Source organism: Variovorax palleresanus (assembly GCF_051144945.1).
GTDB classification, from domain to species: Bacteria; Pseudomonadota; Gammaproteobacteria; order Burkholderiales; family Burkholderiaceae_C; genus Variovorax; species Variovorax paradoxus_S.
Genome location: NZ_JBJNVP010000002.1, coordinates 4,774,894 through 4,799,982, shown reverse-complemented (window position 1 = coordinate 4,799,982; position 25,089 = coordinate 4,774,894). Strand labels below are relative to the sequence as shown.

Here is a 25,089-nt window from a genome sequence, read left to right as displayed (position 1 = left end):
CGTCACACGCGCTGTCCGCGCAGGTCGATCCGGTCCAGCGTGTTGAAGCTCATGCGGCCTCTTTCACCTGAGCCTCTGAAGCAGCGGCCAGCAGCCGGCGCGCGCGCTCGGCCACCACCTCGGCGGTCAGGCCGAACAGCTTGAACAGTTCGCCGGCCGGCGCCGATTCGCCGAAGCGGTCGAGCCCGACCACGTCGCCGTATTCACCGACGAACTTCCACCACAAGCCGGTGCTGCCCGCCTCCACCGCCACCCGCGGCAGATGGCGCGGAATCACCGCGTGGCGCCATTCCTTGTCCTGGCGTTCGAACACGTCCATGCACGGCACCGACACCACGCGCGCGGCGATGCCCTCCTCTGCCAGCAAGGCCGCGGCAGCCAATGCCACGCCGACTTCGGAGCCGCTCGCCAGCAGCGCGACGCACTCGGCCTCCGGGCGCCGCAGCACATAGGCACCGCGCGCAATGGACTCGATGCGCTCCTCGCCACCGCCCGCATGCGGCAGCGCCTGGCGCGTCAGTAGCAGGCAGCTCGGTCCGTCCACGCGGCGCAGCGCCTGCCGCCAGGCCACGGCCGTTTCCGTGGCATCGGCCGGGCGCCAGACGTCGACATCGGGGATCAGCCGCAGGCTCGAGGCATGCTCCACGGGCTGGTGCGTCGGGCCGTCTTCGCCGAGCCCGATGGAGTCGTGAGTGAAGACGTAGACCACGGGCAGCTTCATCAGCGCCGACATGCGAACGCCGTTGCGCGCGTAGTCGGAGAAGGTCAGGAAGGTGCCGCCGAAGGGACGGAAGCCGCCGTGCAGTGCCAGCCCGTTCATGATGGCCGCCATGCCGAACTCGCGCACGCCGTAGTGCACGTGGTTGCCCGTGCCGATGCCCTTGAGCGCGCGGTGGCCCTTCCAGTCCGTGAGGTTCGATCCCGTGAGATCGGCCGAGCCGCCGATCAGCTCTGGCATCGCGGGCCCGACCTCGTCGAGCACCACCTGCGAAGCCTTGCGTGTGGCGACAGAAGCCTTGCGCTGCTCCGCACCCGACGCGGCCGAAGCCAACGCCGCTTCGACCTGCGCGGTGAGCGGCGCATCGCTGCGATGGCGCCGCAGCAGCTCGCGCGCCAGCACCGGAAATTCTTCCGCATAAGCGGCAAAGCGTTCTTGCCAGGCCTTGTGCAGCGCGGCGCCCGATTCGCGCGCCGACCACGCCTTTGCAACCACGGGCGGCACTTCGAACGGCGCGGCGTTCCAGCCCAGCGCCTGCCGCGTCAGCGCGATCTCGGCATCGCCCAGTGCCTCGCCGTGCGCCTTCGCGGTTCCCGCTCGGTTCGGGGAGCCCTGGCCGATGCGGGTCTTGCAGCACACCAGCACCGGCCGGTCCGCGGTGATGGCCCGAGAAATGGCCGCGTCGAGCGCCGCGGCATCGTGGCCGTCGACGTTGCGCAGCACGGTCCAGCCGTAGGCTTCGAAGCGGGCCGGCGTGTCGTCGCTGAACCAGCCGCGGACCTCGCCGTCGATCGAGATGCCGTTGTCGTCGTAGAACGCCACCAGCTTCTTGAGGCGCCAGGTGCCCGCCAGCGAGCAGGCCTCGTGGCTGATGCCTTCCATCAGGCAGCCGTCGCCGAGGAACACATAGGTTCGGTGGTCGATCACCTCGTGGCCCGGGTGGTTGAATTCCTCGGCCAGCAGCTTCTCCGCCAGGGCCATGCCGACCGCGTTGCTGATGCCCTGCCCCAGCGGCCCGGTGGTCGTTTCCACGCCCGGCGTGACACCGACCTCAGGATGCCCCGGCGTGCGCGAATGCAACTGCCGAAAGCGCCGCAGCTCGTCGATGGGCAGTGCATAGCCGCTCAGGTGCAACAGCGCATACAGCAGCATCGAGCCGTGGCCGTTCGAGACCACGAAGCGGTCGCGGTTCATCCAGTGTGGGTCGGCCGGGTCGTGCCGCAGCCGGTGCCGCCACAGCGCCTCGGCGATGTCGGCCATGCCCATCGGCATGCCCGGATGGCCGGAGTTGGCGGCTTGCACGGCGTCCATGGCCAGCGCGCGGATGGCATTGGCGCACTGCGTGCGCAAGGCGAGGTTGTCAATCGTCATGCCGAAAAATCCTGGTGAGAGTTGTGCGGTATGTCAGCGGTAGACCGGGGGTGGGCGGCGCGTCAGATCGCGTACGACTTCTTGCGGCGTTCCATGAGCCGCAGGATCATCGGCGTGAAGATCAGCTGCATGGCGAGCTCCATCTTTCCGCCCGGCACCACCAGCGTGTTGGCGCGCGACATGAACGAGTCGTGCAGCATGCTCAGCAGATAGGGAAAGTCGAAGCCCGTGGGGTTGGAGAAACGGATCACCACCAGGCTCTCGTCCGGGCTTGGAATGGTGCGCGCAATGAACGGGTCGGAGGTGTCGACCACCGGCACGCGCTGAAAGTTGATGTGCGTGCGCGTGAACTGCGGGCAGATGTAGTGCACGTACTCGTTCATGCGGCGCAGGATCACGTCGGTCACGGCCTCGGTGGAATAGCCGCGCGTGTTCTTGTCGCGGTGCAGCTTCTGGATCCACTCGAGGTTGATCACCGGCACCACGCCGATCAGCAGGTCGACGTGGCGCGCGATGTCGACCTTCTCCGTCGTCACGCCGCCATGCAGGCCTTCATAGAACAGCAGTTCGCTGTCGGGCAGCGTTTCCCATGGCGTGAAGGTGCCGGGCTCCTGCTTGTAGGGCGCCGCCTCCGTGGCGTCGTGCAGGTACTTGCGGCTCCGGCCCACGCCCGCTTCGCCGTAGTCGCGAAACAGCGCCTCCAGTTCCGCGAACAGGTTCGCGTCCTCGCCAAAGTGGCTGAAATTACGGTTGCCCGCGGCCTCGGCCTCGGCCATGGCCACCTTCATGGACGTGCGGTCGTAGCGGTGAAAGCTGTCGCCCTCCACGATGGCGGCCTTGACGCTCTCGCGCCTGAAGATGTTCTCGAAGGTTCGCGTGACAGAAGTGGTGCCCGCGCCGGACGAGCCGGTGATGGCAACGATGGGATGTTTGGCTGACATGGTGGCCTCGGGGAGATAAAGAATTTCTTGCGGGGCCGCTCGGGCTCGGCCCCGGTGTGTGTGTGGGTGCTCTGGTGCTTTTCAGGCGGCGGTCGCAAAGAGGCCGCGCTTGCCGAACAGCGGCGCTTGGTAGGTGTCTTGCGGCGCCTCGTTGTGATAGGCCTCCACGCGCGCCACCTCTTCGGAGGAGCCGAAGACCAGGCCGATGCGCTGGTGGATCGACTCCGGCTCGACCGACATCAGCCGCCTGCGGCCGGTGCTCGACATGCCGCCGGCCTGCTCGATCAGGAAGGAGATCGGGTTGGCTTCATAGAGCAGCCGCAGCCGCCCGTCCCGGCCCGACTCCTTGCTGTCGCGCGGGTACATAAAGACGCCGCCGCGCATCAGGATGCGGTGCGTCTCGGCCACCAGCGAGGCGATCCACCGCATGTTGAAGTCGATGCCGCGCGTGCCCTCCTTGCCGGCCAGGCATTCGTCGACGTAGCGCTTCACGGCCGGTTCCCAGAAGCGGCTGTTCGACGCGTTGATCGCAAACTCGTTGGTCTGCTTCGGAATGCGCAGGTTCGGATGGCTCAGCACCCATTCGCCCAGCTGCGGGTCGAGCGTGAACGCATGCGTGCCGTTGCCTAGGGTCAGAACCAGCATGGTCGATGGACCGTAGATCGCGTAGCCCGCGCCGACCTGTTCGGTGCCCGGCTGCAAAAAGTCTTCGGGCTTTGCATCGGCCTCTGGCGTGGGTGCGCGCAAGATCGAGAAGATGCTGCCCACCGCCACGTTCACGTCGATGTTCGAAGATCCATCGAGCGGATCGAACAGCAGCAGGTACTTGCCGCGCGGGTATTGCCGCGGCGGCAGATAGGGCTCTTCCATCTCTTCGGACACCATACCCGCCACATGGCCGCCCCACTCGTTGGCGCGCAGGAACATGTCGTTGCTCACCACGTCGAGCGTCTTCTGTTCCTCGCCCTGCACGTTCTGCGTGTTGGCGCTGCCCAGCACGTCGCCCAGGGCGCCGAGCGCCACCTTGCGCGAGATCGCCTTGCAGGCAAGAGAGACGTCGGTGATGAGCGCGTTGAGCGCGCCCGTGGCCCCGGGGTGGCGGCGGCGCTCCTCGATGATGTATTGGGTCAGCGTGGCCTTGCCTGCAATGGGCATGATCGTCTCCTGGTTGATTTCAATATCGGGTCGTTGTCGTCGTTTCTTCATCCCGGCGGACGGCGCGCGACTCGCGCACCGTCAACAGCAGCTGCTGCGGCGTTGCGACTCGCCAGGCCGGCGCCACAGCCGCCGCGTCCGAAGCCGCATGGCCGCCATAGCCCCACGCCACCAGCGCCGCCGGCGAGCCGGCCGCTTGCGCAGCCAGCAGGTCGGCCGGGCCGTCGCCCACCATCAGCAGGCGCGCGGGTTCCACACCCAGCTGCCGCGCCACGGCCTGCAGCAGAAAGGGCGCGGGCTTGCGCTCTGCCGCCGCGTCGGCACCGAAAACCCCCGCCATCGGCTGCAGCAGGCCGGCTGCATCCAGCACGGCGCGTGCCAGCGGTGTCGGCTTGTTGGTGACCACCACCATCGGCAGCGCACGGCGCAGGCCCTCGACGAGTTCGGCAATGCCCTCGAACACGCCGCCGTGCTTCAGCGGGGCCGCCAGCGTGGCCGCGTCGAAGGCCTTGCGCAGCCGAATGCGCAGTGCCTCGCTGCCGCCGAGGTCCTGCCGCCGCAGCGCCTGGAGAATCAGCGCATCGGGGCCATCGCCGATCCACGCGCGCACGGTCTCCAGGTCGAAACGTTCAAGCCCCGCCTCTTCGAGCGCGACATTCAGGGCCATACGGATGTCCGGCGCGCTGTCGACCAGCGTGCCGTCGAGGTCGAAGGCGATCGCATCGATATCGCGCAGGTCTTTCGTCATGCGGGAGACCTTTCCATGTCGTGCCTGCCCTGCAGCGCCTGGGTGCGGATCGCGTCGATGGCTTCGCGGTAGCGGCCGCCACTGAACACCGCCGAGCCCGCCACCAGCGTGTCGGCCCCCGCGGCGCCGATGCGCGCGGCGTTGTCGGGCTTCACGCCGCCATCGACCTCGAGCCAGATGTCGCGCCCGCTGGCATCGATGCGGCGGCGCACCGCCTCGATCTTCGGCAGCACGCTCTCGATGAAGCTCTGCCCGCCGAAGCCGGGGTTGACCGACATCAGCAGCGCCAGGTCGAGCTGGTCCAGCACGTGGTCGAGCATCTGCAGCGGCGTGGCGGGGTTGAGCACCAGGCCGGCCTTGCAGCCGCTGGCCGTGATCAGCCGGATCGTGCGGTCGATGTGCTCGCTGGCCTCGGGGTGGAACGAGATGATCGAGGCGCCCGCCTGCGCGAACATCGGGATCAGCGCATCGACCGGCTTGACCATCAGGTGCACGTCGATCGGCACCGTCGCGTAGGGCTTGATGGCTTCGCACACCAGCGGACCGATTGTCAGATTCGGTACATAGTGGTTGTCCATGACATCGAAATGGATCAGATCGGCGCCGGCCTGGATGACCGCCGTGACCTCTTCGCCGAGCCGCGCGAAGTCGGCCGACAGCAGGCTTGGCGCGATCCGCATGGCGTTTTGGTTTTTCTGCATCTAGCTGCCCTCACGGTAAAGCGCCTGCACGGCATTCAATGGCGGGGCCACGCTGGCCATCCGCAGGAGTTCTTCGATGCCGAGCCACGCAGAAAACGCAAGGCGTCCTCCGGGCTCGCCGGGCAGTGGCTGGCCAGGGTCGCCGAGGCTGGGCAGCACCAGGCCGGCGCCGCTGAAATCGCTGCCGTCGGTCCAGAAGGTGGGCGTGACCAGCGTCCAGAGGCCTGCACCGAGCGCCGAGTGCAACCCGTTCACCGAGTCTTCGATCGCGATCGCGCGCTCGGGCGGCACGCCGAGCGTGTCGAGCGCCAGCAGGTAGATGTCGGACGCCGGCTTCTTGGCGCGCACCTGGTCGCCGCAGGCGATCACGTCGAACATCGCGAGGCCGCGCGCACCGAGCGTGGCCTGCAGCAGCGCATCGATGTTGACGGCCGTGGTGGTGCTGGCAATGGCCAGCCGCAAGCCGGCGTCCTGTGCCTCTTCGAGAAAACGCAGCACGCCGGGACGCAGCTCGATGCCGCCGCGCCGCGCGATGTCGGTGTAGTGCTGCGTCTTGGCGGCATGGATCGCCGGCACCCGCTCGTGCAGCCGCTTCTTCTCCGATGCACCCAGGGGCAGCGAATCGATGTAGGTCTTCATGCGCTCCTTGCCGCCCGTGACCGACAGCAGCGAGCGGTACTCGGCCTGCGCCCAGTGCCAGCCGAGGCCGAGCTGCTCGAACGCGAGGTTGAAGGCCATGCGATGCACTTCCTCGGTGTCGGCCAAGGTGCCATCGACGTCGAATACGAGGGCTTCGATGCTCATCGTGCTGCTCCTTCGTTCTGCGAGGTGGCCGCCGGTGGATTGAAGACGCGGCTCGCGAGAATGTCCTGCGCTTGCAGCGTGCAGAGCTGCTCGCGCGTCAGGGCCTCTTCGCTGCCGAAGAGGCGCGTGGCGTGGCGCAGCCGGATGCGGTCGAGCGCGTTGCGGATCGATCGCGCATTGGCAAAGTGCGGCTGGCTGCGCCTGAGGCTCACGTAGCGCGAAAAGGTGGAAGCCGCGCCGTCGTCGAAGCTGTAGTTGAGCCGCCTCAGCATGAGCTGCGCAATCTGCATCAGCTCGGCTTCGCTGTAGTCCGGAAAATCGATGTGGTGCGCAATGCGCGAGGCCATGCCCGGGTTGCTGCTGAAGAAGGTCTCCATTCGGTCCTTGTAGCCCGCAAGAATCACCACCAGGTCGTCGCGCTGGTTTTCCATCACCTGCAGCAGAATCTCGATCGACTCCTGCCCGTAGTCGCGCTCGTTCTCCGGCCGGTAGAGGTAGTAGGCCTCGTCGATGAACAGCACGCCGCCCATGGCCTTCTTGATCACTTCCTTGGTCTTGGGCGCCGTGTGGCCGATGAACTGCCCCACCAGATCGTCGCGCGTCACCGCCACCAGATGGCCCTTGCGCACGTAGCCCAGCTGCTTGAGCACCTCGGCCATGCGCATGGCCACCGTGGTCTTGCCGGTGCCCGGGTTGCCGGTGAACGACATGTGCAGCGAGGGCGGCTGCGACTGCAGCCCCTGCTCCTGGCGCAGCTTGTCGATCAGGAGCAGCGCCGCAATGTCGCGAATGCGGCCCTTGACCGGCGCCAGTCCGATCAGCTCGGCGTCGAGCTGGTCGAGCAGCGCCTTCACGCCCGAAGACTCGAAGAGCTGCCTGGGCGCCGTGGCAACGGCCGGGGCGGTGGGGGTTTCGGTGGCGTCCATGCGTGCCTCTGGCAATGTCCTTGCGGCGGGGTTCGCTCAGCTCAGTACCGGCTGCCTTCGGGCCGCGCCTGCACCGCATAGCTTTCGATGCTGTAGCGGATCGTGCGGCCCGGCTCCTCCGAGCGGATGAGGCGAAAGCCCGGCTCGTTGGAAGGCCGGTTGACGATGAAGGACATCACCACCGACTCGGTGCCGTGCGTCGAGTCGAACGCGGTCACGCGGATGTATTGCTGCGGAAAGGTCTTGCGGCAGGACGCGAGTTCGAGCATCACGCCGGCCGCATCCTTGATGTCGAACATCGGGTTGCCGAACATCTCCCAGAAGGTGTTGCGCGGATGCGGGTCGTCGGTGTACTCGAGGCCGATGGCCCAGCCCTTGTCGAGGCAATACTCGACCTGGCGGCTGATCTGCTCGTCGCTGAGGTCGGGCAGGAAGGAAAAAGTGCCTTGTGTGATTCGCATGTCTGTTGCTCCTGGAGAACTGCGGAACGGGGAACGTGTGTTCAAGCCATCGACGGCGTCGGCACGTAGTCGGAGGTGTCGGTAGAGGCGTAGTTGAAGGAGATCTCGCCCCAGGTGTCGAGCGCGGCGGCCAGCGGCGTGCACCACTTGGCCGCGTCGCGCAGGATCTGCGGCCCCTCGTTGGCAATGTCGCGGCCTTCGTTGCGGGCCAGCACCATGGCTTCGAGCGCCACGCGGTTGGCCGTGGCGCCGGCCTGGATGCCTTGCGGATGGCCGATGGTTCCGCCGCCGAACTGCAGCACCACGTCGTCGCCGAACAGGTCGAGCAGTTGGTGCATCTGCCCTGCATGGATGCCGCCCGAAGCCACCGGCATCACCTTGCGCAGCGCGCCCCAGTCCTGGTCGAAGTAGATGCCGCGCGGCAGGTCGACCTTGGTGTGCGTGTCACGGCAGACGTTGTAGTAGCCCTGAACCGTCATCGGGTCGCCCTCGAGCTTGCCGACCGCCGTGCCCGCATGGATGTGGTCCACGCCGGCCAGGCGCATCCACTTGGCAATCACGCGGAAGCTCACGCCGTGGTTCTTCTGGCGCGTGTAGGTGCCGTGGCCCGCGCGGTGCAGGTGCAGGATCATGTCGTTCTGGCGGCACCAGTGGCTCATCGACTGGATGGCCGTGTAGCCGACCACGAGGTCGATCATCACGATCACCGAGCCGAGCTCCTTGGCGAACTGCGCGCGGCGGTACATCTCTTCCATGGTGCCGGCGGTGACGTTCAGGTAGCTGCCCTTGACCTCGCCGGTGGCGGCGCTGGCCTTGTTGACCGCGTCCATCACGAACAGGAAGCGGTCGCGCCAGTGCATGAACGGTTGCGAGTTGATGTTCTCGTCGTCCTTCATGAAGTCGAGCCCGCCGCGAAGGCCCTCGTACACCACCCGGCCGTAGTTGCGGGCCGAGAGGCCGAGCTTCGGCTTGGTGGTGGCGCCCAGCAACGGCCGGCCGAACTTGTCGAGCCGCTCGCGCTCCACCACGATGCCGGTCGGCGGGCCGGGGAAGGTCTTGACGTAGGCGACGGGAAACTTCATGTCCTCCAGCCGCGCGGCCTTCAGCGGCTTGAAGCTGAAGACGTTGCCGATGATGGAGGCCGTGACGTTGGTGATGGAGCCTTCTTCGAACAGCGAGAGGTCATAAGCCACGTAGCAGAAATACTGGCCCGGGTTGTTGGGCACCGGCTCCACCTTGTAGGCCTTGGCGCGGTACATGTCACAGGCGGTGAGGCGGTCGGTCCACACCACGGTCCAGGTCGCGGTGGACGATTCGCCGGCCACCGCTGCAGCGGCTTCGACCGCATCCACGCCATCCTGCGGCGTGATGCGGAACAGCGCGAGGATGTCGGTGTCCTTGGGCTGGTAGTCGCCGTCCCAATAGCCCATTTGCGCATACTTCAGCACACCGGCCGAGTAGCGCTTCTTGGCGTCGGTGATCTGGATTGCTTCGTTCATGTTGCCCATGGAGTGCCTCTCGAGTGAAGGGGTTTGGTGCTGTCGGTGAAGTGAATGTAGGCCGCATGACAGATAAAGAAAAATTAGATCTTTTGACATTCACATTTATCAAACCTAATATCACTGCATGCCTCTTTCCAAGCACGCGAGCTTTCGCCAGCTCGCCACCTTCCACGCCGTGGCGCGGCTCGGCAGCGTTTCACTTGCTGCGGACGAAATGCACCTGACGCAACCCGCGGTGTCGATTCAGATCGGTACGCTCGAGGAGTCGGCCGGCACGCCGCTGTTGCAGCGCACGGGCCGCGGCATCCGCCTCACCGAGGCGGGCGAACTGCTGGCCGCCTATGCCGGCCGCATCCTCGACCTGTGGCGCGAGGCCGGCGACGAAATGGCCATGCTGCAGGGCGTGTTCTCGGGCACGCTGCGCGTGGGTGCCATCACCACGGCCGAATACCTGCTGCCGCCCATCCTGGTGAACTTCGCCAAGGAACATCCGAAGGTGAAGGTCAAGCTGCAGGTCGGCAACCGCGACGAAATCGTGCGCATGCTCGCGGGCCAGGAGATCGACATCGCCATCATGGGCCGCCCTCCCGCCGAGCTGAAAACCGATTCCAGCGCCTTCGCCAAGCACCCGATGGCCTTTCTCGCGGCGCCCTCTCATCCGCTGATGTCGGCGCCCAAGCCCACGCTCGCCATGCTGTCGGACACGCGCATGCTGGTGCGCGAGCGCGGCTCGGGCACGCGCACCACGGTCGAACGCTTTTTCAAGGACCAGGGCCTGCCGCTGCGCATCGGCTCCGAGCTGTCGAGCAACGAGGCCATCAAGCAGATGTGCGCCGCGGGCTTCGGCATCGCCTTTCTGTCTATGCACACCTGCGTGCTCGAGATGAACGCCGGCCTCCTCGGCGTGCTGCCGGTGCCGGGCAATCCCGTGGTGCGCGACTGGTACGTGATGCACCTGGCGTCGCGGCAACTGCCGCAGGTGGCGCTGGCGTTCGAGGATTACCTGCGCACGCACGGCCAGGCGCAGATCCTGCGGCAGCTCGGCACGCTGCCGGCTGCGCGCCCCGCCGCAAAAAAACGCAGCGCGCGGCGCACCGCCTGAGCCTTTCGGCGCGCGGCCTCAGACCCCGAGCTGCATCCGCACGCCGACCCACACCGCGCGCGGCGCACCCGGTGCCACGAACTGCGCATTGCGCCATGCATCTGGCGCCAGCACCGCGCCGTTCGCATCGAAGCCACTGCGCCCCAGTTGGCCGGCGGTGGCATAGCGGCGGTTGAACACATTCGCCACCTTGGCAAAGAGCTCCACGTTGCGGCCCAGCTTCCAGCGCGTCGTGAGGTCGAGAAGCGTATAGCCGCCGATGCGGCCGCTGCCGCTGAAAGCGTCGCCGTCGGGCGTGTGCAGGCCGTTCTCGTTGCCGCGCACCGTCTGCCGCGAATAGGCGCGGTACTGCGCGCCCAAGGTCCAGCCGGGCGTCACGCGCCAATCGACGTTGAACTTGAGCGAATGCGCCGGCAGGCCCGGCAACCGATCGCCGCGCCGCACCGCGATTTCGCCTTCGCCGGTGCAGGCGGCGCTGGTCTCTGCGCTGCTGTTCGCTTCGGCCACCAGGCACGCCGGGGAGTCGTATCTTGCGCGCAGGTAGCTGTACGACAGCGACCAGTCGACGCGCTCGGTCTGCTGCGAGAGGCCGAGTTCAATGCCCTGGCGCAGGGTGCGGCCGAAGTTGCTGAAGTAGCCGCGCGAGAGCCCGCTGCTGATGAACAGCAGATCGTCCTTGTTGACCGTGCGGAACACCGATGCATTCCATCGCAAGTCCTTGGCGAAAGTTCCGCGCAGGCCGGTCTCGAAGGTCTGCGACACCACCTGCTTGAGCGGCGGATCGGACTGCAGCGCATTGGGCAGCACGCAGGCGTTTGCCGGATCGGAGCAGCCGAGTTCGATCGGGCTCGGCGCGCGGTTGCCCTGGCTCCAGCCCGCATAGGCCGTGAGCTGCGGCGTGGCCTGCCATGTGAGGCCGATCGCGGGATTGAACTTCTTGTAGCGGCCTTCGCCGTCGAGCTGGGTCGGGAGTCCGAGCAAGGCGCGCCCGTCGTCGCGGGTCGTCACGCGGGTGTTGTTGTAGCGGCCCGAGAGGCTGAGCTGCAGGTCGGGCCGCAGCGTTACCAGGTCGGAAAAATAGACGCTTGCGGTGCGGCTCTTGCCTGCAAGCAGCGCATTCACCTCGGCTTCTTCGTGTGGCACCACGGCCCGTGTCGCGTCGAGGAGGCCTTCGGCCTCGGTCTGCAAAAAGTGCGTACGCGCGCGGTCCACCGAGGCGCCGAAGGTGAGCTGATGCATGCCAGCGGTATAGGTCGATTGCAGCGCGACGCCTTCGCCGTGCTGGCGCGTGTAGGTGCGGTTCTCCACGCCTGAATTTCCGTTCTCGGCCGGATCGAAATCGTCGTTCAGGTCGCCGTTGAGCGTGCTGTAGCGCGAACGCCGCGTGTACGCGGTCATCGAGATCGTCTGCTGGTCGCTCAATCGATAGCTGCCATTGAGCGTGAGCATCGACATGCGGTTGCCGGTACGGTCGGGCCGCGTATAGACCTGCTTGCGGTTCTGCATCAGCATGGACTCGGGCAGCAGGCCGTTGCCCACCAGCCGGTTGTCGCCATGGGTAAAGCTCAGGTCCCACGAGAGTTTGCCGCTGTCCTGCCCCACCTTGGCAAACAGCTGGCGCACGCGCGAGGGCGAGTAGTTGCGCCAGCCGTCTTCGTTGAGTCCGCCGAATGCGAGGAACAGGTGCCCGCCCTCGGCCAGCTTGCGGCCGTGCGAAAGCTCCGTGCTCACGCGGCCGAAGGAGCCGGCCTGCAACTCCAGCTCGGTGCCGGGATGGGTGTCGCCCCGCTTGGTCTGCAGCGACAGCGCGCCGCCCAGCGTGTTCAGGCCGAACAGCGGGTTGGAGCCGGGCAGCAGCGTGATGCTCGAGATGGCCGCCTTCGGAATCAGGTCCCAGTTGACCACGTCGCCAAAGGGCTCGTTGATGCGCACGCCGTCCTGGTACACCGACAGGCCCTGCGGTGTTCCGAGCACCGGGCTCGCACTGAAGCCGCGGTAGTTCACGTCGACCTGGTACGGGTTGCCCTGGATCTCGTTCACGTTCACGCTCGGCATCTGCGTGGCCAGGAAGTCGGGCAGGTTCAGGCTCTGCGCGCGGCGCAGGTGCGCATCGTCCGCGGTCTGCACGTTGGACGGAATCTGATCCTTCGGCACCTCGATGCCCGGCACGGGCGTGGTGCTGACCACCTCCACGGTCGGCAGGCTGCCCGCCTGCGGCGCGGTCTCCTGCGCCTGTCCCGGTATCGGGCAGGCCGCAGCGGCCACGGCAAGGCCGATCAGCCGGCGGCTCGTTTGCTTGGTCGGTCGGATCACGGTGCTTTCCCCCTCAGGTGCCGATGCGCGCAAGGCCCAGTTTCTCCACGATGGCGCGCTCCTGCGCGAAGATCTCGCGGCACGACTGCGCATACGCCTCCGGCCCGAGGTAGTCGACCTCCTGGTCGTACTTGGCCAGTTCGTCCTTGAAGCGCTGGTCGAACATGGCTTTCTTGAAGGCGTCGTGCAGCGCCGCGACCACCGCGCGCGACATGCCGCGCGGCCCGGCCAGCCCATACGGCGACTTGGCCACGATGTCGAAGCCGAGCTCGCGCAGCACGGGCACCTGCGGCCAGCGCTTCGAGCGCTCGCCCGAAAAGATCGCCAGCAGCCGGAGCGTGCCCGAGTCGACCGCGGGCCCGAAGCCGGTGGAGTTGACGCCGGCCATCACCTGTCCGCCCGCAATCGCGTTCAGCTGCTCGGCCGTGCCCTTGTACGGCACGTGGATGTAGCGCAGGCCGCGCGCCGTGAACAGCGCCTCCAGCACCATGTGCGGCGTGGTGCCGATGCCGTTGGTGGCAATGGTCAGCTCGCCGGGCCGCGCACGCGCGAACGCGAACATGTCTTCCAGCGAACGGAAGCCGCTGCCCGCCGCAACCAGCATGCCGAAGGTCACGCTGGAGACCTGGATGATCGGCGTCACGTCGCGGATCGGATCCCACAGCACCTTTTGCGTGTGCGGCGCGCGGAACACCGGCTGCGGCATTTGCGCGATGGTGTAGCCGTCGGGCCGCGCCTGCTGCAGCACCGGCATGGCCAGCGTGCCGCCGGCACCGCCGCGGTTCTCGGTCAGTACCGGCTGTCCCAGCGCAGCCGAGGCCAGCTCGGCCAGGATCCGCAGCGAGATGTCGGTGGCGCCGCCCGCGGGCCAGGGCACCCAGAGCGTGACCGGACGGGAAGGAAAAGGCTCGGTCGACGCCAACGCGCGCGCCAGCGGCAATGCGCCCAGCGCCAGCGCGCCCGCATCGCGCAGCCAGCGGCGCCGGGTGGCAGCGCCCTGCCCGTTCATGGCCCGCCTCCGCCGCCGCGCTTGGTCAGGCCGCCGAAGCCGCGCTGCGGGTCGTAGCCCCAGCACGCGAGGCCGAAGAAAACCGCGAGGCAGCCAAGCACCACATAGGGCGCAAGGCCCGGGTCCTTACCGTAGAGCGCGAATCGGATCCACTCCACCGCATAGGTAAAGGGATTGAAACGCGCCAGCTGGTACACCCACTCGGCCCCGGACTCCTGCAGCTTCCACAGCGGATACAGCGCGGTCGACAGGAAGTACATCGGAAAGATGACGAAGTTCATCGTGCCCGCGAAATTTTCCAGCTGCTTGATGTGCACCGACAGCAGCAGCCCGAGCGCGCCGAGCATGAGCGCGCCGGCAGCCAGCGCCACCAGCGCATGCAGCCCGGAGAGTGACAGCAGCGGCAGCTCGGTGCCGATGAGCGCCGCCACGATCACGAAGGCCAGCGCCTGCAGCACCGACAGCAGCGCCGTGGCGCAGAGCTTGGAGAACAGCAGCCACGGCCGCGGCAGCGGCGCGGTGAGCAGGAGGCGCATCAACCCCATCTCGCGGTCGTACACCATGGCGAGAGACGACTGCATGCCGTTGAACAGCAGCACCATGCCGACCAGCCCCGGCACGATGTAGACGTCGTAGGGAATGTAGGTGTCGTAGGGCTCGACGATCGCCACGCCGAACACGTTGCGAAAGCCCGCCGCGAACACGGCCAGCCACAACAGCGGCCGCACCAGCGCCGACACCAGCCGCCCGGTCTGCTGCGAGAACTTGTAGAGCTCGCGCAGCATGATGGCGCGCATCGCCTGCAGCGCATGAGCCACGCCCCGCCTTGCCAGCGGCTCGGCGTTTTCGCCCGCGGGGGTCTTTGCCGTCTTCAGCGTGCGATCGGACATAGCTTCTCCGGTGCGTCGGCGCCCAGCGTGTCGAGCACGTCGCGCGGATGCAGCATGCCCTCGGCCGGGGCCTGCGAGACCACGCCCTGCCCGTCGCTCAGCAGCATGGGCTGGCGCAACTGGCCGTCCCATGCGCGGAAGCTCAGGTTGGTGCCCTTGGAACCGTCGAGGGTGCCCTTGGCGATGGCCTGCGCCCACGCCGCGTTCGGGCCCTTGGGCGCGCCGATGGCGGCTGCCGCCAGGGTCTTGCCGGCCATCCACGCGGCCCAGTCCTGCGCGGTCATCGGGCGCCGGGCGACCTTGGTAAAACGCCGCGACACCTGCGGCGCGCCGTAACGTTCGAACTGCGCATGCCAGGCCAGCGCCACCAGCCCGCCGTCGCCCACCACCGGCCGCGGCAGCACGGTGCGGTAGGGCAGCGTGCGGGCAAATTCGCCGTCGCTGTCGACCACCCACACGGCGTCATAGCTGTTGCCGGCCGTGAGCAGCAGCGGGCTGGCCAGATCGCGCTCGCGCGGGTCGGCCGAGAGCTTGAAGGGCTTGCTGGCCACCACCTGCAGGCCGTAGCGCTTGATCGACGCCTGCACGGTGGCCGCGCGCATCGCGTCTTGCGGACTGCCGCCCACCAGCAGGAGCACCTTGCTCCATTTGCGTGACACCAGGGCCTGCACCAACGCATCGCTGCGCATGCGTTCGCTCGGAATCAGATGGAACAGGCGGGCGCGGCAGTCCTTCTGGCGCAGACGGTCGGATGCGTCGCTGAGGTTCAGCACCGGCAGCTTCACGGCATCGGCCACGGCCAGCGTCCAGTCGGCGGGGAGATCGGTCAGCAGCACCGCCGCGCCAGCCTTCTCGGCCGCCACGGCCGCAGCGCGCGCCGCATCGAGCGAGGCCGCCGGCGCCGTCGCCAGCGCCACCTCGGCACCGGCCGCGTCGAGCTCGAACCTGGCCTCGTCGAGCCCCACCTCGACCCCTTCCGCCAGCGGGCCGCCGGGGTGTCCGAGGTAGGCCCGCTCGGTGCGCGTACGCTCCATGCGCGGATCGTCGGCGGGTGTGATCAGTGTCGCCTTGAGCACCGCCGCGCTGGCCGCGTCCACGGCAAAGGGCCCGGCGAGCACCACGGCCAGCCACGCGCCCCACAACCGGCAAACCGTTGCGCGCAGCCTCATTCGACGATCACGAGCCCATAGGGCACGCGTCCCACCGGAACGCTCTTGATGGCCTTCGCGCCGGCCACGTCGACCACGGTGACGTCGTCGCTCAATCCGTTGACCACGTAGAGCCGCGCCTGCGCCTTGTCGAGCGTGACGTTCCAGGCCCGCTTGCCAACCAGCACCAGCGAGCTCACCTTGCGGCCCGGCACGTCCACGAAGGCCACGTGGTTGGCGCGGCCGAGGCCCACGAAGGCGCGCTTGCCGTCGCTCGTCATCTGGATGCCGACCGGCGTGATGTCTTCGGCGCGTGCGCCCTTCACTTCGAACTTCAGCGTGTGGATCACCTCGTGCGTGGCGGTGGAGACGATGCTGACGCTGGCTCCCAGCTCGTTGGTGATCCACAGCTCCTTGCCGTCGGGCGTGATGGCCATGCGCCGCGGGCGTTTGCCGGCCCGGATGTTCTTCACGACCTTGCCGCTGGCGGTGTCGATCACGTGCACGAGGCTCGCCACCTCCGAGGTCACGTACAGGGTCTTGCCGTCCGCGCTGACCTTGACGCCCTCAGGCTCCGCGCCCACCTTGACCGAGCGCAGCTTCTTGCCGCTGGCCACATCGATGAAGCTGGCCTCGCCCGCATCTTCATTGGAAACGTAGATCACCTTGCCGTCCGGCGAGAGGTCGAAGGCCTCGGGTTCGTCGCCGAGCGGAATCCGCCGCACCGACTTGCCGCTCGCGGGGTCGATCAGGTCGGCCTGGTTGGAGTCGGTGCAGGCCACCATGATCTGGCGCTCGGGCGTGAGCTGGATGTGGCGCGCGCGCTTGCAGGTCGGGATCGTGCCCTTCACCGCCAGGGTACCCAGGTCGATCATCGTGAGCGCGTTGTCCTTTTCGCTCGACACATAGGCGGTGCCCTGCGCCAGCGCGGCACCGCTCGCCGCGGCCAGCACCAGTGAGAGCGCGCTGCGGCTACAGGCCGCGCGAACGAGCGCGCCGGGATGCGAAAGGAAGGAAGGTTGCGGCATGCGATGTCTCCATTTTTCTGACTCGGATTTCTTCTTGTTTCAGGCGGTGCGCGCGATGAAGCCTGCCTCGAGCGTGGCGCCGCCGAGCAGCTGGCACACCTCCGCCGGCGTGCCGTCCGCCAGCAGGGAGCCCTTGTGCAGCACGAGCACGCGGTCGGCCTCCTCGGCTTCTTCGACCCGGTGCGTTGCCCACAGCACGCACACGCCGCGCTCGCGCACGTCGGCATGCAATGCGGCCAGCAGATCCTGGCGCGACTTCGGGTCGAGCCCGACCGTGGCTTCGTCCATCAGCAGCACGGCCGGCCGGTGCAGGCCCGCACGCGCGAGTTCGACCTTGCGCCGGTTGCCGCCCGACAGTTCGCGCACCTTGCGGTCCAGGTCGGCGTCGATGTTCAGGCGCTCGCACGCCGACGCAATGCGCTCTTGCGCCAGCCGACGCGGCAGGCCGTGCAGGTCGGCCTGGAACAGCAGGTTGCGCCGGATGCTCAGGTCCAGATCGAGCGACATCTGCTGGAACACCACGCCGATGTGCCGCAGCGCAGCAGTGGCGGAGCGGCGCAAAGAATGGCCCGCCACTTCGACTTCGCCCTCGTCGGCCGCGAACATGCCGGTCAGCACCTGGAACAGCGTGGACTTGCCCGCGCCGTTGGGTCCGAGCAGTGCCACGAACTGGCCTGCGGGCAAACGCAGCGACAACGATTGCAGCGCCGTGCGCGTGCCATAGCGCTTGGTTAAGTCGATGGTTCGCAGCATGTAGGCCGGTGGGATGTGTCGAGCAGTTCGGGCTCCGATGGTATTTGCCGTTCGCATTCAATTCGCAAATTCTGTGCCTCTGCGCGACGAGGGTTTTCACTGTGCCAGGTCGCTTCCCAACGGCCGCGCAGGTGCCTTTGCGCCTCTCTGCGCCGTGCAGCCGTACTTCGCACGAGACACTTTGCGTCAAATTTGGATGCGCACCCGTTGCAAGGCCGCGGCAATGCATGGCGTCCGGCGCGGGACCACGCATCGAACGCTCGGGATTTCCCTAGGTTCTGATCGCGTTGCGGCAGGCCGCCGCATGCTGCGCGAACGCTGTGTCGCGCACGCCTCTTCCGAATGGAATCGTGTGTCTTCGCTTGGAGCGCACATGGGTCTTCGACGTGCTCCGTGCTGGAACTGGCAGGCATGGATGTTGCGGACCGCAGCATTCGCCAAAGCGATCGAAAGATCCGCGGGTGCTGCCATGATCGTGTTCGAAACCCACTGAAATGTGAGGAGACATTTATGAAGTTTTCCAGGCAGATCGCCGGCCGTCTTGTACGGCACATCGGCGTCGCGATGTTGGCTCTTCCGGCTTTGGCGCTTGCCAATGCCGACGTGGAGAAAAACATCGCCAACTCCAAGAACTGGGCCACGCAAGCGGGCGATATGTTCAACCAGCGCTACAGCAAGTTGAACCAGATCACCAAGAGCAACGTGGGCAAGATGCAGGTCGCGTGGACGTTCTCCACCGGCGTGCTGCGCGGTCACGAGGGCTCGCCCCTGGTGGTCGACGGCACGATGTACCTGCACTCGCCGTTCCCGAACAAGGTGTTCGCGGTCGACGTCGAGACCCAGAAAATCCTGTGGAAGTACGAACCCAAGCAGGATCAGTCAGTGATCGCGGTCATGTGCTGCGACACGGTGAACCGGGGCCTTGCCTATGCGGAAGGAAAGGTCTTCCTGCAACAGGCCGACACCACGCTCGTTGCGCTCGACAGCAAGACCGGCAAGGTGGTGTGGACGGTGAAGAACGGCGATCCGAAGGTCGGGGCCACCAACACCAACGCGCCCCACGTCTTCAAGGACAAGGTCATCACCGGCATCAGCGGCGGCGAGTTCGGCGTGCGCGGCTTCCTGGCCGCCTACAACGTCAAGGATGGCAAGCTGGCCTGGAAGGGCTTCAGCACGGGTCCCGACGACGAGATGCTGATGGACCCGGCCAAGACCATGACCTGGACCGACGGCAAGCTCGCGCCTGTCGGCAAGGACTCATCGCTGAAGACCTGGAAGGGCGACCAGTGGAAGATCGGCGGCGGCACCACCTGGGGCTGGTACAGCTACGACAAGGCAACCAACGCCGTGTACTACGGCACCGGCAACCCGTCGACCTGGAACCCTGCGCAGCGGCCCGGCGACAACAAGTGGTCGATGAGCATCTTCTCGCGCGATGTGGACACCGGCAAGGTCAACTGGGTCTACCAGATGACGCCCTTTGACGAGTGGGACTTCGACGGCATCAACGAAATGATCCTGGCCGACATCAACGTCAAGGGCAAGCCGACCAAGGCGTTGGTGCACTTCGACCGCAACGGCTTCGCCTACACGCTGGACCGCGTGACCGGCGCGCTGCTGGTGGCCGAGAAGTACGACCCCAAGGTGAACTGGGCCACGCACGTCGACATGAAGACGGGCCGGCCGCAGGTGGTTGCCAAGTACTCGACCGCGCAGAACGGCGCCGACGTCAACACCAAGGGCATCTGCCCCGCCGCGCTGGGCAGCAAGGACCAGCAACCCGCTTCCTACGACCCCAACACCAAGCTCTTCTACGTGCCGACCAACCACGTCTGCATGGACTACGAGCCGTTCAAGGTCGAGTACACGGCGGGCCAGCCGTACGTGGGTGCCACGCTCTCGATGTACCCCACGCCGGGCAGCCATGGCGGCATGGGCAACTTCATCACCTGGGACGCGGGCACCGGCAAGATCGTGCAGACCAAGGCCGAGAAGTTCTCGGTGTGGAGCGGTTCGCTCAACACCGCCGGCGGGATCTCCTGCTACGGCACGCTCGAAGGCTACCTGAAGTGCGTGGATGCCAAGGACATCAACAAGGAGCTGTTCAAGTTCAAGACCCCGTCGGGGATCATCGGCAACGTGTTCACCTATGAGCACAAGGGCAGGCAATACATCGGTGTGTTCTCGGGCATCGGCGGCTGGGCCGGCATCGGCATGGCCGCGGGCATCGACCCCGAAAAGAGCACCGAAGGCCTCGGCGCCGTCGGCGGCTACAAGGAGCTGAGCCAGTACACCGAACTCGGCGGCTCGCTGACTGTCTTCGCGCTGCCCAAGTGAAGCGTTATGACCGAGGCGTCCATCATCAATAGATAGACGCAGCATGCGGATCGGGAGAGCACTCGCTGGAGCGCTCTCCCCCGTACTTTCAAAAGATACCGGAGACCCAGGAGCCATGAAATTTCGTAAGTCAACGTTGCTGCCTTCCCTCGTACTGCTTGCCGGCGTCGCCTGCACACTGGCCGTCGCCGCCGCGCCGGACCCGGCGCCCTACAAAGTCACCGATGGCTACAAGGTAGATCCTGAAACCATGAAGGGTTTCCGCACCTGGCGCTCCGCGGCCTGCGACCGCTGCCACGGCCCGAACCAGGAAGGCATGGTCGGCCCCTCGCTGATCAGCAGCCTGAAGACAATGAAGAAAGAAGACTTCGTCAAGGTCGTGCGCGACGGGCGGCTCGACAAGGGCATGCAGAGCTTCGGCAACAACCCTGCGGTGATGGAAAACATCAACCAGCTCTACGCCTACCTGAAGGGCCGGTCCGACGGCGCGATCACGCGCGCCCGCGTGGAAGAAAACAAATGACCGCCCGGCCGCGTGCTGGCAGGCCCACCCCCTTCGGCGCTCGCCTGCGGGCGGGCCTCCTGGGCGCGGCATGCTGCTGCGCGCTGCTTCCCGCAATGGCCCAGGAGAGCCCTCCACGCAAGGAGTTTCGCGTCTGCCAGGACCCCAACAACATGCCCTTCTCCAACACCAAGGGAGAAGGCATCGAGAACCGCATCGCCGAGCTGTTCGGCAAGACGCTGGGTCTGCCGGTCGTCTACTACTCGTTTCCGCAGCGGCTGGCATTCTTTCGCAACACGCTGCGCTACAAGCTGCCGGGGCAGGACTATCCGTGCGACATCGTGATGGGCGTGCCCGTCGGGCTCGACGAAGTCTCGGTCACCAAGCCCTACTACCGCTCGACCTACGCACTGGTCTTTCCAAAGGGCAAGGGCATGGACAAGGTGGCTTCGGCGGAAGATTTCCTGAAGCTCGATCCGGCCAAGCTCAAGTCGATGCGCATCGGCATCTACGACCGTTCGCCGGCTTCGCAATGGCTCAACAAACACGGCCTGCTCGAACAGGGCGTGCCGTACAAGCTCATGAGTGCCGACCCCGCACAGTACCCCGGCGAGATCGTCGAGAAGGACCTGGCCGAAGGCAAGCTCGATGCCGTCCTGGTCTGGGGGCCGATTGCCGGTTTCTTTGCCCGGCGCGTCAAGAACCCCGCGCTCGTCGTGGTGCCGCTCAAGTCCGAAAAAGGCTTGCGGCTCGACTACCAGATGGCCATGGGCGTGCGCTACGGCGAACGCGAATGGAAGCAGCAGATCGAGGGGCTGATCGAATCCAAGGCACCCGAGATCCAGGCCATCCTGAAGGAGTTCGGCGTTCCGCTGGTCGATGCATCGTTCGGAGTGCCCAACAACTGACCAGGTCTTTCATGCGCCTCGCCATTGCCCTTCCGCTCCGCTTTTCGCTCTGCGCCCTGCTCTGTGCTCCCCTGGCCCCGCATGCCGAGGCCGACAAGCGCGACTTCTCGGCCGCGGAGCGCCTCCTCTTCATGACGCCGCAGCTGAAGGGGCTGCAGGCGCCCATGCTGCTGCGCTACAACTTCGGCAAGACCGGCAGCTTCGAAGAAGCCTTTGCCGACAACGTCACCGTGGCGCTGATCGCCAAGGCCGACGGCAGCTGCTGCGACGCCAAGGGCGTGTTCCTGAGCGGCGCGCGCAAGATCGCGGTGCCCGACGTGCCGGCCGCCGAGGGCAACCCCGTCATCCTTTATTTTCTGGAGCATGACGTGCGCGAAATGAAGCGCATCACGCGCGGCTCCGAGTATCACTTCCGCAAGCGCATCCGCATGGCGATCTACCAGGACGCCGAGGTGCGCGACGTGTCGCTGCGCTACCAGGGCCGCACGGTCAAGGGCAAGGAGATCGCGTTCAGCCCTTTCCTCGATGACCCCAACCGGCCGAAGTACGAAAAGTTCGCGGGCAAGACCTATCGCTTCACGCTGTCCGACGCGGTGCCGGGCGGTGTCTACGGCATTCGCACCTCCATACCGGGCGAGAGCGCAGCAGCCCAGCCCCTGGTCGTCGAGGAACTCCTCATCGACGGGGCCAAGGCGCCGGCGCGATAGTGCCGCATCTCTCTCTCTCGAAATTCCAGCGAACGCCAATGAAAAAAATCTTCCGCCTTCTTTGCCTTCTCGGCCTGCCGATGGCCGTGCATGGCGCCCCGCAGCGCGCGAACGACTTTCCCACCGTCGACCGTGTGCTGTACGTGCAGGAATGCATCGCCGCGCATCCGGACGCGGGCCGCTTCGAGATGACGAACAAGTGCTCCTGCGCGGTCGACGCCATCGCCAAGGAGATCAAGTATTCGGAATACGTGGACCTGAGCACCGCGGCCAAGGCCACCACCATCGGCGGCGAGCGCGGCGGCTATATCCGCGACTCGGAAAAACTGCAGGCCGACATCAAGCGCTACAAGGCGCTGCAGGCCAAGGTGAACAAGGGCTGCTTCATCGGCCCTCCCACCGCGCGCTGAGCCACGGCTCGGGCACATCGCCATGACGGGCTCCGCAACACCTGTGCGCACCGGGGTTGCCGCGGTCTTGTTCTGCTGCGCGTCGGCCGGGGCTGCGCCCTTCGCCTACATCACCAACCAGGGCAGCCACGACGTGTCGGTGATCGACCTTGCAACGCAGCACGTGGTGGCCACCGTGCCCGTCGGGCGCTCGCCAGCGGGCGTGGTGGCGTCAAGCCGCGCGGGCCGAGTGTTCGTGTCCAACCCCGACAGCAAGACCATATCGGTCATCGACATGCGCCGGCAGAAGGTCGTGAACACGCTGCCGGCGGGCGACGGTCCGGTCGGCATCGACATCTCGGGCGACGGAAAGCGCTTGTACGTGGCGGATTGGTACCGCAACCGGCTGCTGGCGTTCGATGCGCAGGCTGCCAATGCCGCAAAGCCCCTGGCTTCGACCGCGGTCGGCCGCGCACCCGCCGGCGTGGCCGCGCACCCTGACGGCACCACGGTGTTCGTGGCCGAGCGCGACGACGACAGCGTGGCCGTGGTCGACGCTCGTGCGCGGCGCGTGCTGGCGCGCGTGCGCGTCGGCAGCCATCCGTTCGCGCTGCTCTACGACGCCCCGCGCTCGCGCCTCTATGCGCTCAACGTGCAGAGCAACGACGTCTCGGTGGTCGACATGCGCGACACCCGCCGGCCCTCCGTCATTGGCACCGTGAAGGTCGGCAAGGCGCCCTACGGCGCGGCGCTTGCCCAAGGCGGCGCGCTGCTCTACGTGACCAACCAGCACGAAGACACGGTCAGCGTGATCGACGCCGCCTCGCTGAAGGTGCTGCGCACCCTCCCCGGCTTCGCGTACCCCGAAGGCATTGCCGCGCACGCCGACCGCGTGTACGTCGTGAACTGGATGGACGACAACGTGCAGGTGCTCGATTCCGCCAGCGGACAGAAGCTCAAGACCATTGCCACGGGACAGAACAGCCGCGGGTTCGGCGCCTTCATCGGCGCGCCGATGGACCACTGAATTTTTTCGACCGACCTTTCTCATTCTTCATCACGGACGTTTCCATGCCGACACATCCTTCCAGCCGACGGGCCCTCTCCGCCCTTCTCGCATCCGTTCTCCTGGCCGCGTCGGCTCCCGGCCTGGCCCACGGTCCCACGCGCCAGAAGGTGAGCGAGAAGGTCACCATCGAGGCGCCGGCCGACGCCGTGTGGGCCAAGATCAAGAATTTCAATGCGCTGAAAGACTGGCACCCGGCGGTGGCAGAAAGCCCGTCCGACAAGGGCAACGCCGAAGGCTCGGTGCGGACCCTCAAGCTCAAGGGCGGCGGCACGCTGGTCGAGACGATCGAGAGCTTCGACGATGCGCAAAAGAAGTACAGCTACCGCGCCAAGGATGGCGGCGCATTGCCGGTCACCAACTACACCTCCACCCTCTCGGTGGTGGCGGACGGCGGCAAGTCCGTCGTCGAGTGGCGCGGCGCCTTCTATCGCGCCTTTCCGAACAACAACCCCCCGCCTGACCAGAACGACGAAGCCGCGCTCAAGGCCGTCACTGACGTCTACCGCAGCGGCCTTGGCAATCTGAAGAAGATGATGGAATCGAAATAGCCCGCGGCATCGCACGACAGAGGCACACCATGGGCAACGAAGAACAACTCGAAGACTGGCGGCGCCTTGCGCTGCGCGTCGAAACCGAAGTCGCGAAGGCGATCATCGGGCAGGCCGAGACGATCCGCCTCATCAACGTGGCGCTGTTCGCGCGCGGCCACGTGCTGCTCGAAGGCGACGTGGGGGTCGGCAAGACGACGGTGCTGCGCGCCTTCTCGCGCGCCATCGGCGGCGACTTCGAGCGCGTGGAGGGCACGGTCGACCTGATGCCGGGCGATCTGGTCTATCACACCTACGTCGACGCGCAAGGCCGGCCGCGCATCGACCCGGGGCCCTTGCTCCGCCACGGCGAGCGCCTGGTCACCTTCTTCTTCAACGAGATCAACCGGGCCCGGCCGCAGGTGCAGTCGCTGCTGCTGCGCGCCATGGCCGAGCGCACGGTCTCGGCCTTCGACCGCGAGTACAGCTTTCCACACATGACGGTGTTTGCCGACCGCAACAAGGTCGAGCGCGAGGAGACCTTCGAGCTGGCCTCGGCGGCGCGTGACCGCTTCATGTTCGAGCTGAACATGCCCAAGCCCAGCGACCGCGGCATTCGCCAGTCGCTGGTGTTCGACACCGCCTACCACGACACCGAAAGCCTGATCGACAAGGTGGCCCCGGCCATCCTGCTCTGGGACCGGCTCAACGCCATCGGCGCCGAAGTGCAGCGCAGCGTGCGCGCCAGCGAGACCATCGAACGCTATGTGCTCGACGTGTGGGAAGCCACCGAGGCACCGCAGAAGTTCGGCATCCGGCTCGACAACGTCGACATGGACCGCCTGATCCTTGCCGGCGCCAGCCCGCGCGGCATGAGCGCGCTGCTGCGCGCGGCACGCACGGTCGCCTGGCTCGAGGGGCGCTCGCACCTGGAGCCGGCCGATCTTGCGGCGGTGCTGCCCTCGGTGCTCGGACATCGCGTGTTCTTCACGCCGGTGTACGAGTTGCGCCGGGCGGAGTTATCCGAGGCACTGGTCGGGCAGATCATGGACAAGATCGCAGCCCCCTGACATACCGAGC

At 66.7% G+C, this 25,089-nt stretch carries 24 protein-coding genes; 9 read left to right on the top strand and 15 right to left on the bottom strand.

Annotated elements, in window-relative coordinates; all coding sequences use genetic code 11:
* Positions 1-49 precede the first annotated feature (49 nt).
* The 9 genes from tkt to ACJ7Z0_RS26290 all read right to left on the bottom strand — a co-directional run bounded on the left by tkt (position 50) and on the right by ACJ7Z0_RS26290 (position 9,324).
* On the bottom strand, positions 50-2,089 hold the full coding sequence (gene tkt / locus ACJ7Z0_RS26330; protein ID WP_434792195.1) for a transketolase: 2,040 nt from the start codon (positions 2,087-2,089) through the stop codon (positions 50-52).
* A gap of 62 nt (positions 2,090-2,151) precedes the next feature.
* Positions 2,152-3,030 (bottom strand): phosphoribulokinase, encoded by an 879-nt coding sequence (locus tag ACJ7Z0_RS26325; RefSeq protein WP_434792194.1) that lies wholly within the window; start codon positions 3,028-3,030, stop codon positions 2,152-2,154.
* Between the two features lie 81 nt (positions 3,031-3,111).
* Positions 3,112-4,185, bottom strand: a complete 1,074-nt coding sequence (locus ACJ7Z0_RS26320; protein ID WP_434792193.1) for a class 1 fructose-bisphosphatase — start codon at positions 4,183-4,185, stop codon at positions 3,112-3,114.
* 19 nt (positions 4,186-4,204) lie between these two features.
* Complete coding sequence (locus ACJ7Z0_RS26315) at positions 4,205-4,933, bottom strand: HAD-IA family hydrolase (protein ID WP_434792192.1); 729 nt, start codon at positions 4,931-4,933, stop codon at positions 4,205-4,207.
* Positions 4,930-5,634 carry a ribulose-phosphate 3-epimerase gene (gene rpe, locus ACJ7Z0_RS26310; protein WP_434792191.1) on the bottom strand — a complete coding sequence of 235 codons (705 nt, stop codon included), beginning with the start codon at positions 5,632-5,634 and terminating at the stop codon, positions 4,930-4,932. The genes ACJ7Z0_RS26315 and rpe overlap by 4 nt, the downstream gene beginning before the upstream one ends.
* Entirely contained in the window at positions 5,635-6,438 is an 804-nt protein-coding gene (locus ACJ7Z0_RS26305; RefSeq protein ID WP_434792190.1) for an HAD-IA family hydrolase, read from the bottom strand.
* The gene (gene cbbX / locus ACJ7Z0_RS26300; RefSeq protein WP_434792189.1) at positions 6,435-7,364 is read right to left on the bottom strand and encodes a CbbX protein; all 930 of its coding nucleotides are present in this window, start codon (positions 7,362-7,364) and stop codon (positions 6,435-6,437) included. The genes ACJ7Z0_RS26305 and cbbX overlap by 4 nt, the downstream gene beginning before the upstream one ends.
* Before the next feature lie 41 nt (positions 7,365-7,405).
* A complete protein-coding gene (locus tag ACJ7Z0_RS26295; protein ID WP_354374362.1) occupies positions 7,406-7,825 on the bottom strand; it encodes a ribulose bisphosphate carboxylase small subunit in 420 nt (139 codons plus the stop codon).
* A 41-nt stretch (positions 7,826-7,866) separates the two neighbouring features.
* Positions 7,867-9,324, bottom strand: a complete 1,458-nt coding sequence (locus ACJ7Z0_RS26290) for a form I ribulose bisphosphate carboxylase large subunit (protein ID WP_434792734.1) — start codon at positions 9,322-9,324, stop codon at positions 7,867-7,869.
* 127 nt (positions 9,325-9,451) lie between these two features.
* On the opposite strand from ACJ7Z0_RS26290, the gene ACJ7Z0_RS26285 reads away from it, so the two are divergent.
* Complete coding sequence (locus ACJ7Z0_RS26285; RefSeq protein ID WP_434792188.1) at positions 9,452-10,429, top strand: LysR family transcriptional regulator; 978 nt, start codon at positions 9,452-9,454, stop codon at positions 10,427-10,429.
* 18 nt (positions 10,430-10,447) lie between these two features.
* Here the strand turns inward: ACJ7Z0_RS26285 and ACJ7Z0_RS26280 are convergent, their stop codons facing one another.
* Genes ACJ7Z0_RS26280 through ACJ7Z0_RS26255 form a run of 6 tightly spaced genes read right to left on the bottom strand, consistent with a single transcriptional unit; the run spans position 10,448 to position 17,570 of the window.
* Positions 10,448-12,742: a TonB-dependent receptor gene (locus ACJ7Z0_RS26280; protein WP_434792187.1), complete on the bottom strand. Its 2,295-nt coding sequence runs from the start codon at positions 12,740-12,742 to the stop codon at positions 10,448-10,450.
* 13 nt (positions 12,743-12,755) lie between these two features.
* Complete coding sequence (locus ACJ7Z0_RS26275; RefSeq protein ID WP_434792186.1) at positions 12,756-13,751, bottom strand: tripartite tricarboxylate transporter substrate binding protein; 996 nt, start codon at positions 13,749-13,751, stop codon at positions 12,756-12,758.
* Positions 13,748-14,641: an ABC transporter permease gene (locus ACJ7Z0_RS26270; protein WP_434792185.1), complete on the bottom strand. Its 894-nt coding sequence runs from the start codon at positions 14,639-14,641 to the stop codon at positions 13,748-13,750. The genes ACJ7Z0_RS26275 and ACJ7Z0_RS26270 overlap by 4 nt, the downstream gene beginning before the upstream one ends.
* Complete coding sequence (locus tag ACJ7Z0_RS26265) at positions 14,623-15,810, bottom strand: type 1 periplasmic-binding domain-containing protein (RefSeq protein WP_434792184.1); 1,188 nt, start codon at positions 15,808-15,810, stop codon at positions 14,623-14,625. Before ACJ7Z0_RS26265 ends, ACJ7Z0_RS26270 begins: the two co-directional genes overlap by 19 nt.
* On the bottom strand, positions 15,807-16,817 hold the full coding sequence (locus tag ACJ7Z0_RS26260) for a PQQ-dependent catabolism-associated beta-propeller protein (protein ID WP_434792183.1): 1,011 nt from the start codon (positions 16,815-16,817) through the stop codon (positions 15,807-15,809). Before ACJ7Z0_RS26260 ends, ACJ7Z0_RS26265 begins: the two co-directional genes overlap by 4 nt.
* 39 nt (positions 16,818-16,856) lie before the next feature.
* Positions 16,857-17,570 (bottom strand): ABC transporter ATP-binding protein, encoded by a 714-nt coding sequence (locus ACJ7Z0_RS26255; RefSeq protein ID WP_434792182.1) that lies wholly within the window; start codon positions 17,568-17,570, stop codon positions 16,857-16,859.
* Between the two features lie 564 nt (positions 17,571-18,134).
* On the opposite strand from ACJ7Z0_RS26255, the gene ACJ7Z0_RS26250 reads away from it, so the two are divergent.
* The 8 genes from ACJ7Z0_RS26250 (at position 18,135) to ACJ7Z0_RS26215 (ending at position 25,079) form a co-directional block, all read left to right on the top strand.
* Positions 18,135-19,907: a methanol/ethanol family PQQ-dependent dehydrogenase gene (locus ACJ7Z0_RS26250; RefSeq protein WP_431132252.1), complete on the top strand. Its 1,773-nt coding sequence runs from the start codon at positions 18,135-18,137 to the stop codon at positions 19,905-19,907.
* 115 nt (positions 19,908-20,022) lie between these two features.
* Positions 20,023-20,430 (top strand): c-type cytochrome, encoded by a 408-nt coding sequence (locus tag ACJ7Z0_RS26245; protein WP_434792181.1) that lies wholly within the window; start codon positions 20,023-20,025, stop codon positions 20,428-20,430.
* A complete protein-coding gene (locus ACJ7Z0_RS26240) occupies positions 20,427-21,317 on the top strand; it encodes a substrate-binding domain-containing protein (protein ID WP_431122360.1) in 891 nt (296 codons plus the stop codon). The genes ACJ7Z0_RS26245 and ACJ7Z0_RS26240 overlap by 4 nt, the downstream gene beginning before the upstream one ends.
* Before the next feature lie 11 nt (positions 21,318-21,328).
* Complete coding sequence (locus tag ACJ7Z0_RS26235; protein ID WP_434792180.1) at positions 21,329-22,024, top strand: hypothetical protein; 696 nt, start codon at positions 21,329-21,331, stop codon at positions 22,022-22,024.
* Between the two features lie 38 nt (positions 22,025-22,062).
* Positions 22,063-22,434: a hypothetical protein gene (locus tag ACJ7Z0_RS26230; RefSeq protein ID WP_434792179.1), complete on the top strand. Its 372-nt coding sequence runs from the start codon at positions 22,063-22,065 to the stop codon at positions 22,432-22,434.
* A 22-nt stretch (positions 22,435-22,456) separates the two neighbouring features.
* Positions 22,457-23,440, top strand: coding sequence for a YVTN family beta-propeller repeat protein (locus ACJ7Z0_RS26225; RefSeq protein ID WP_434792178.1), 984 nt, complete (start codon positions 22,457-22,459; stop codon positions 23,438-23,440).
* 44 nt (positions 23,441-23,484) lie between these two features.
* On the top strand, positions 23,485-24,030 hold the full coding sequence (locus tag ACJ7Z0_RS26220; RefSeq protein ID WP_434792177.1) for an SRPBCC family protein: 546 nt from the start codon (positions 23,485-23,487) through the stop codon (positions 24,028-24,030).
* 29 nt (positions 24,031-24,059) lie between these two features.
* A complete protein-coding gene (locus ACJ7Z0_RS26215; RefSeq protein WP_434792176.1) occupies positions 24,060-25,079 on the top strand; it encodes an AAA family ATPase in 1,020 nt (339 codons plus the stop codon).
* Positions 25,080-25,089 lie beyond the last annotated feature (10 nt).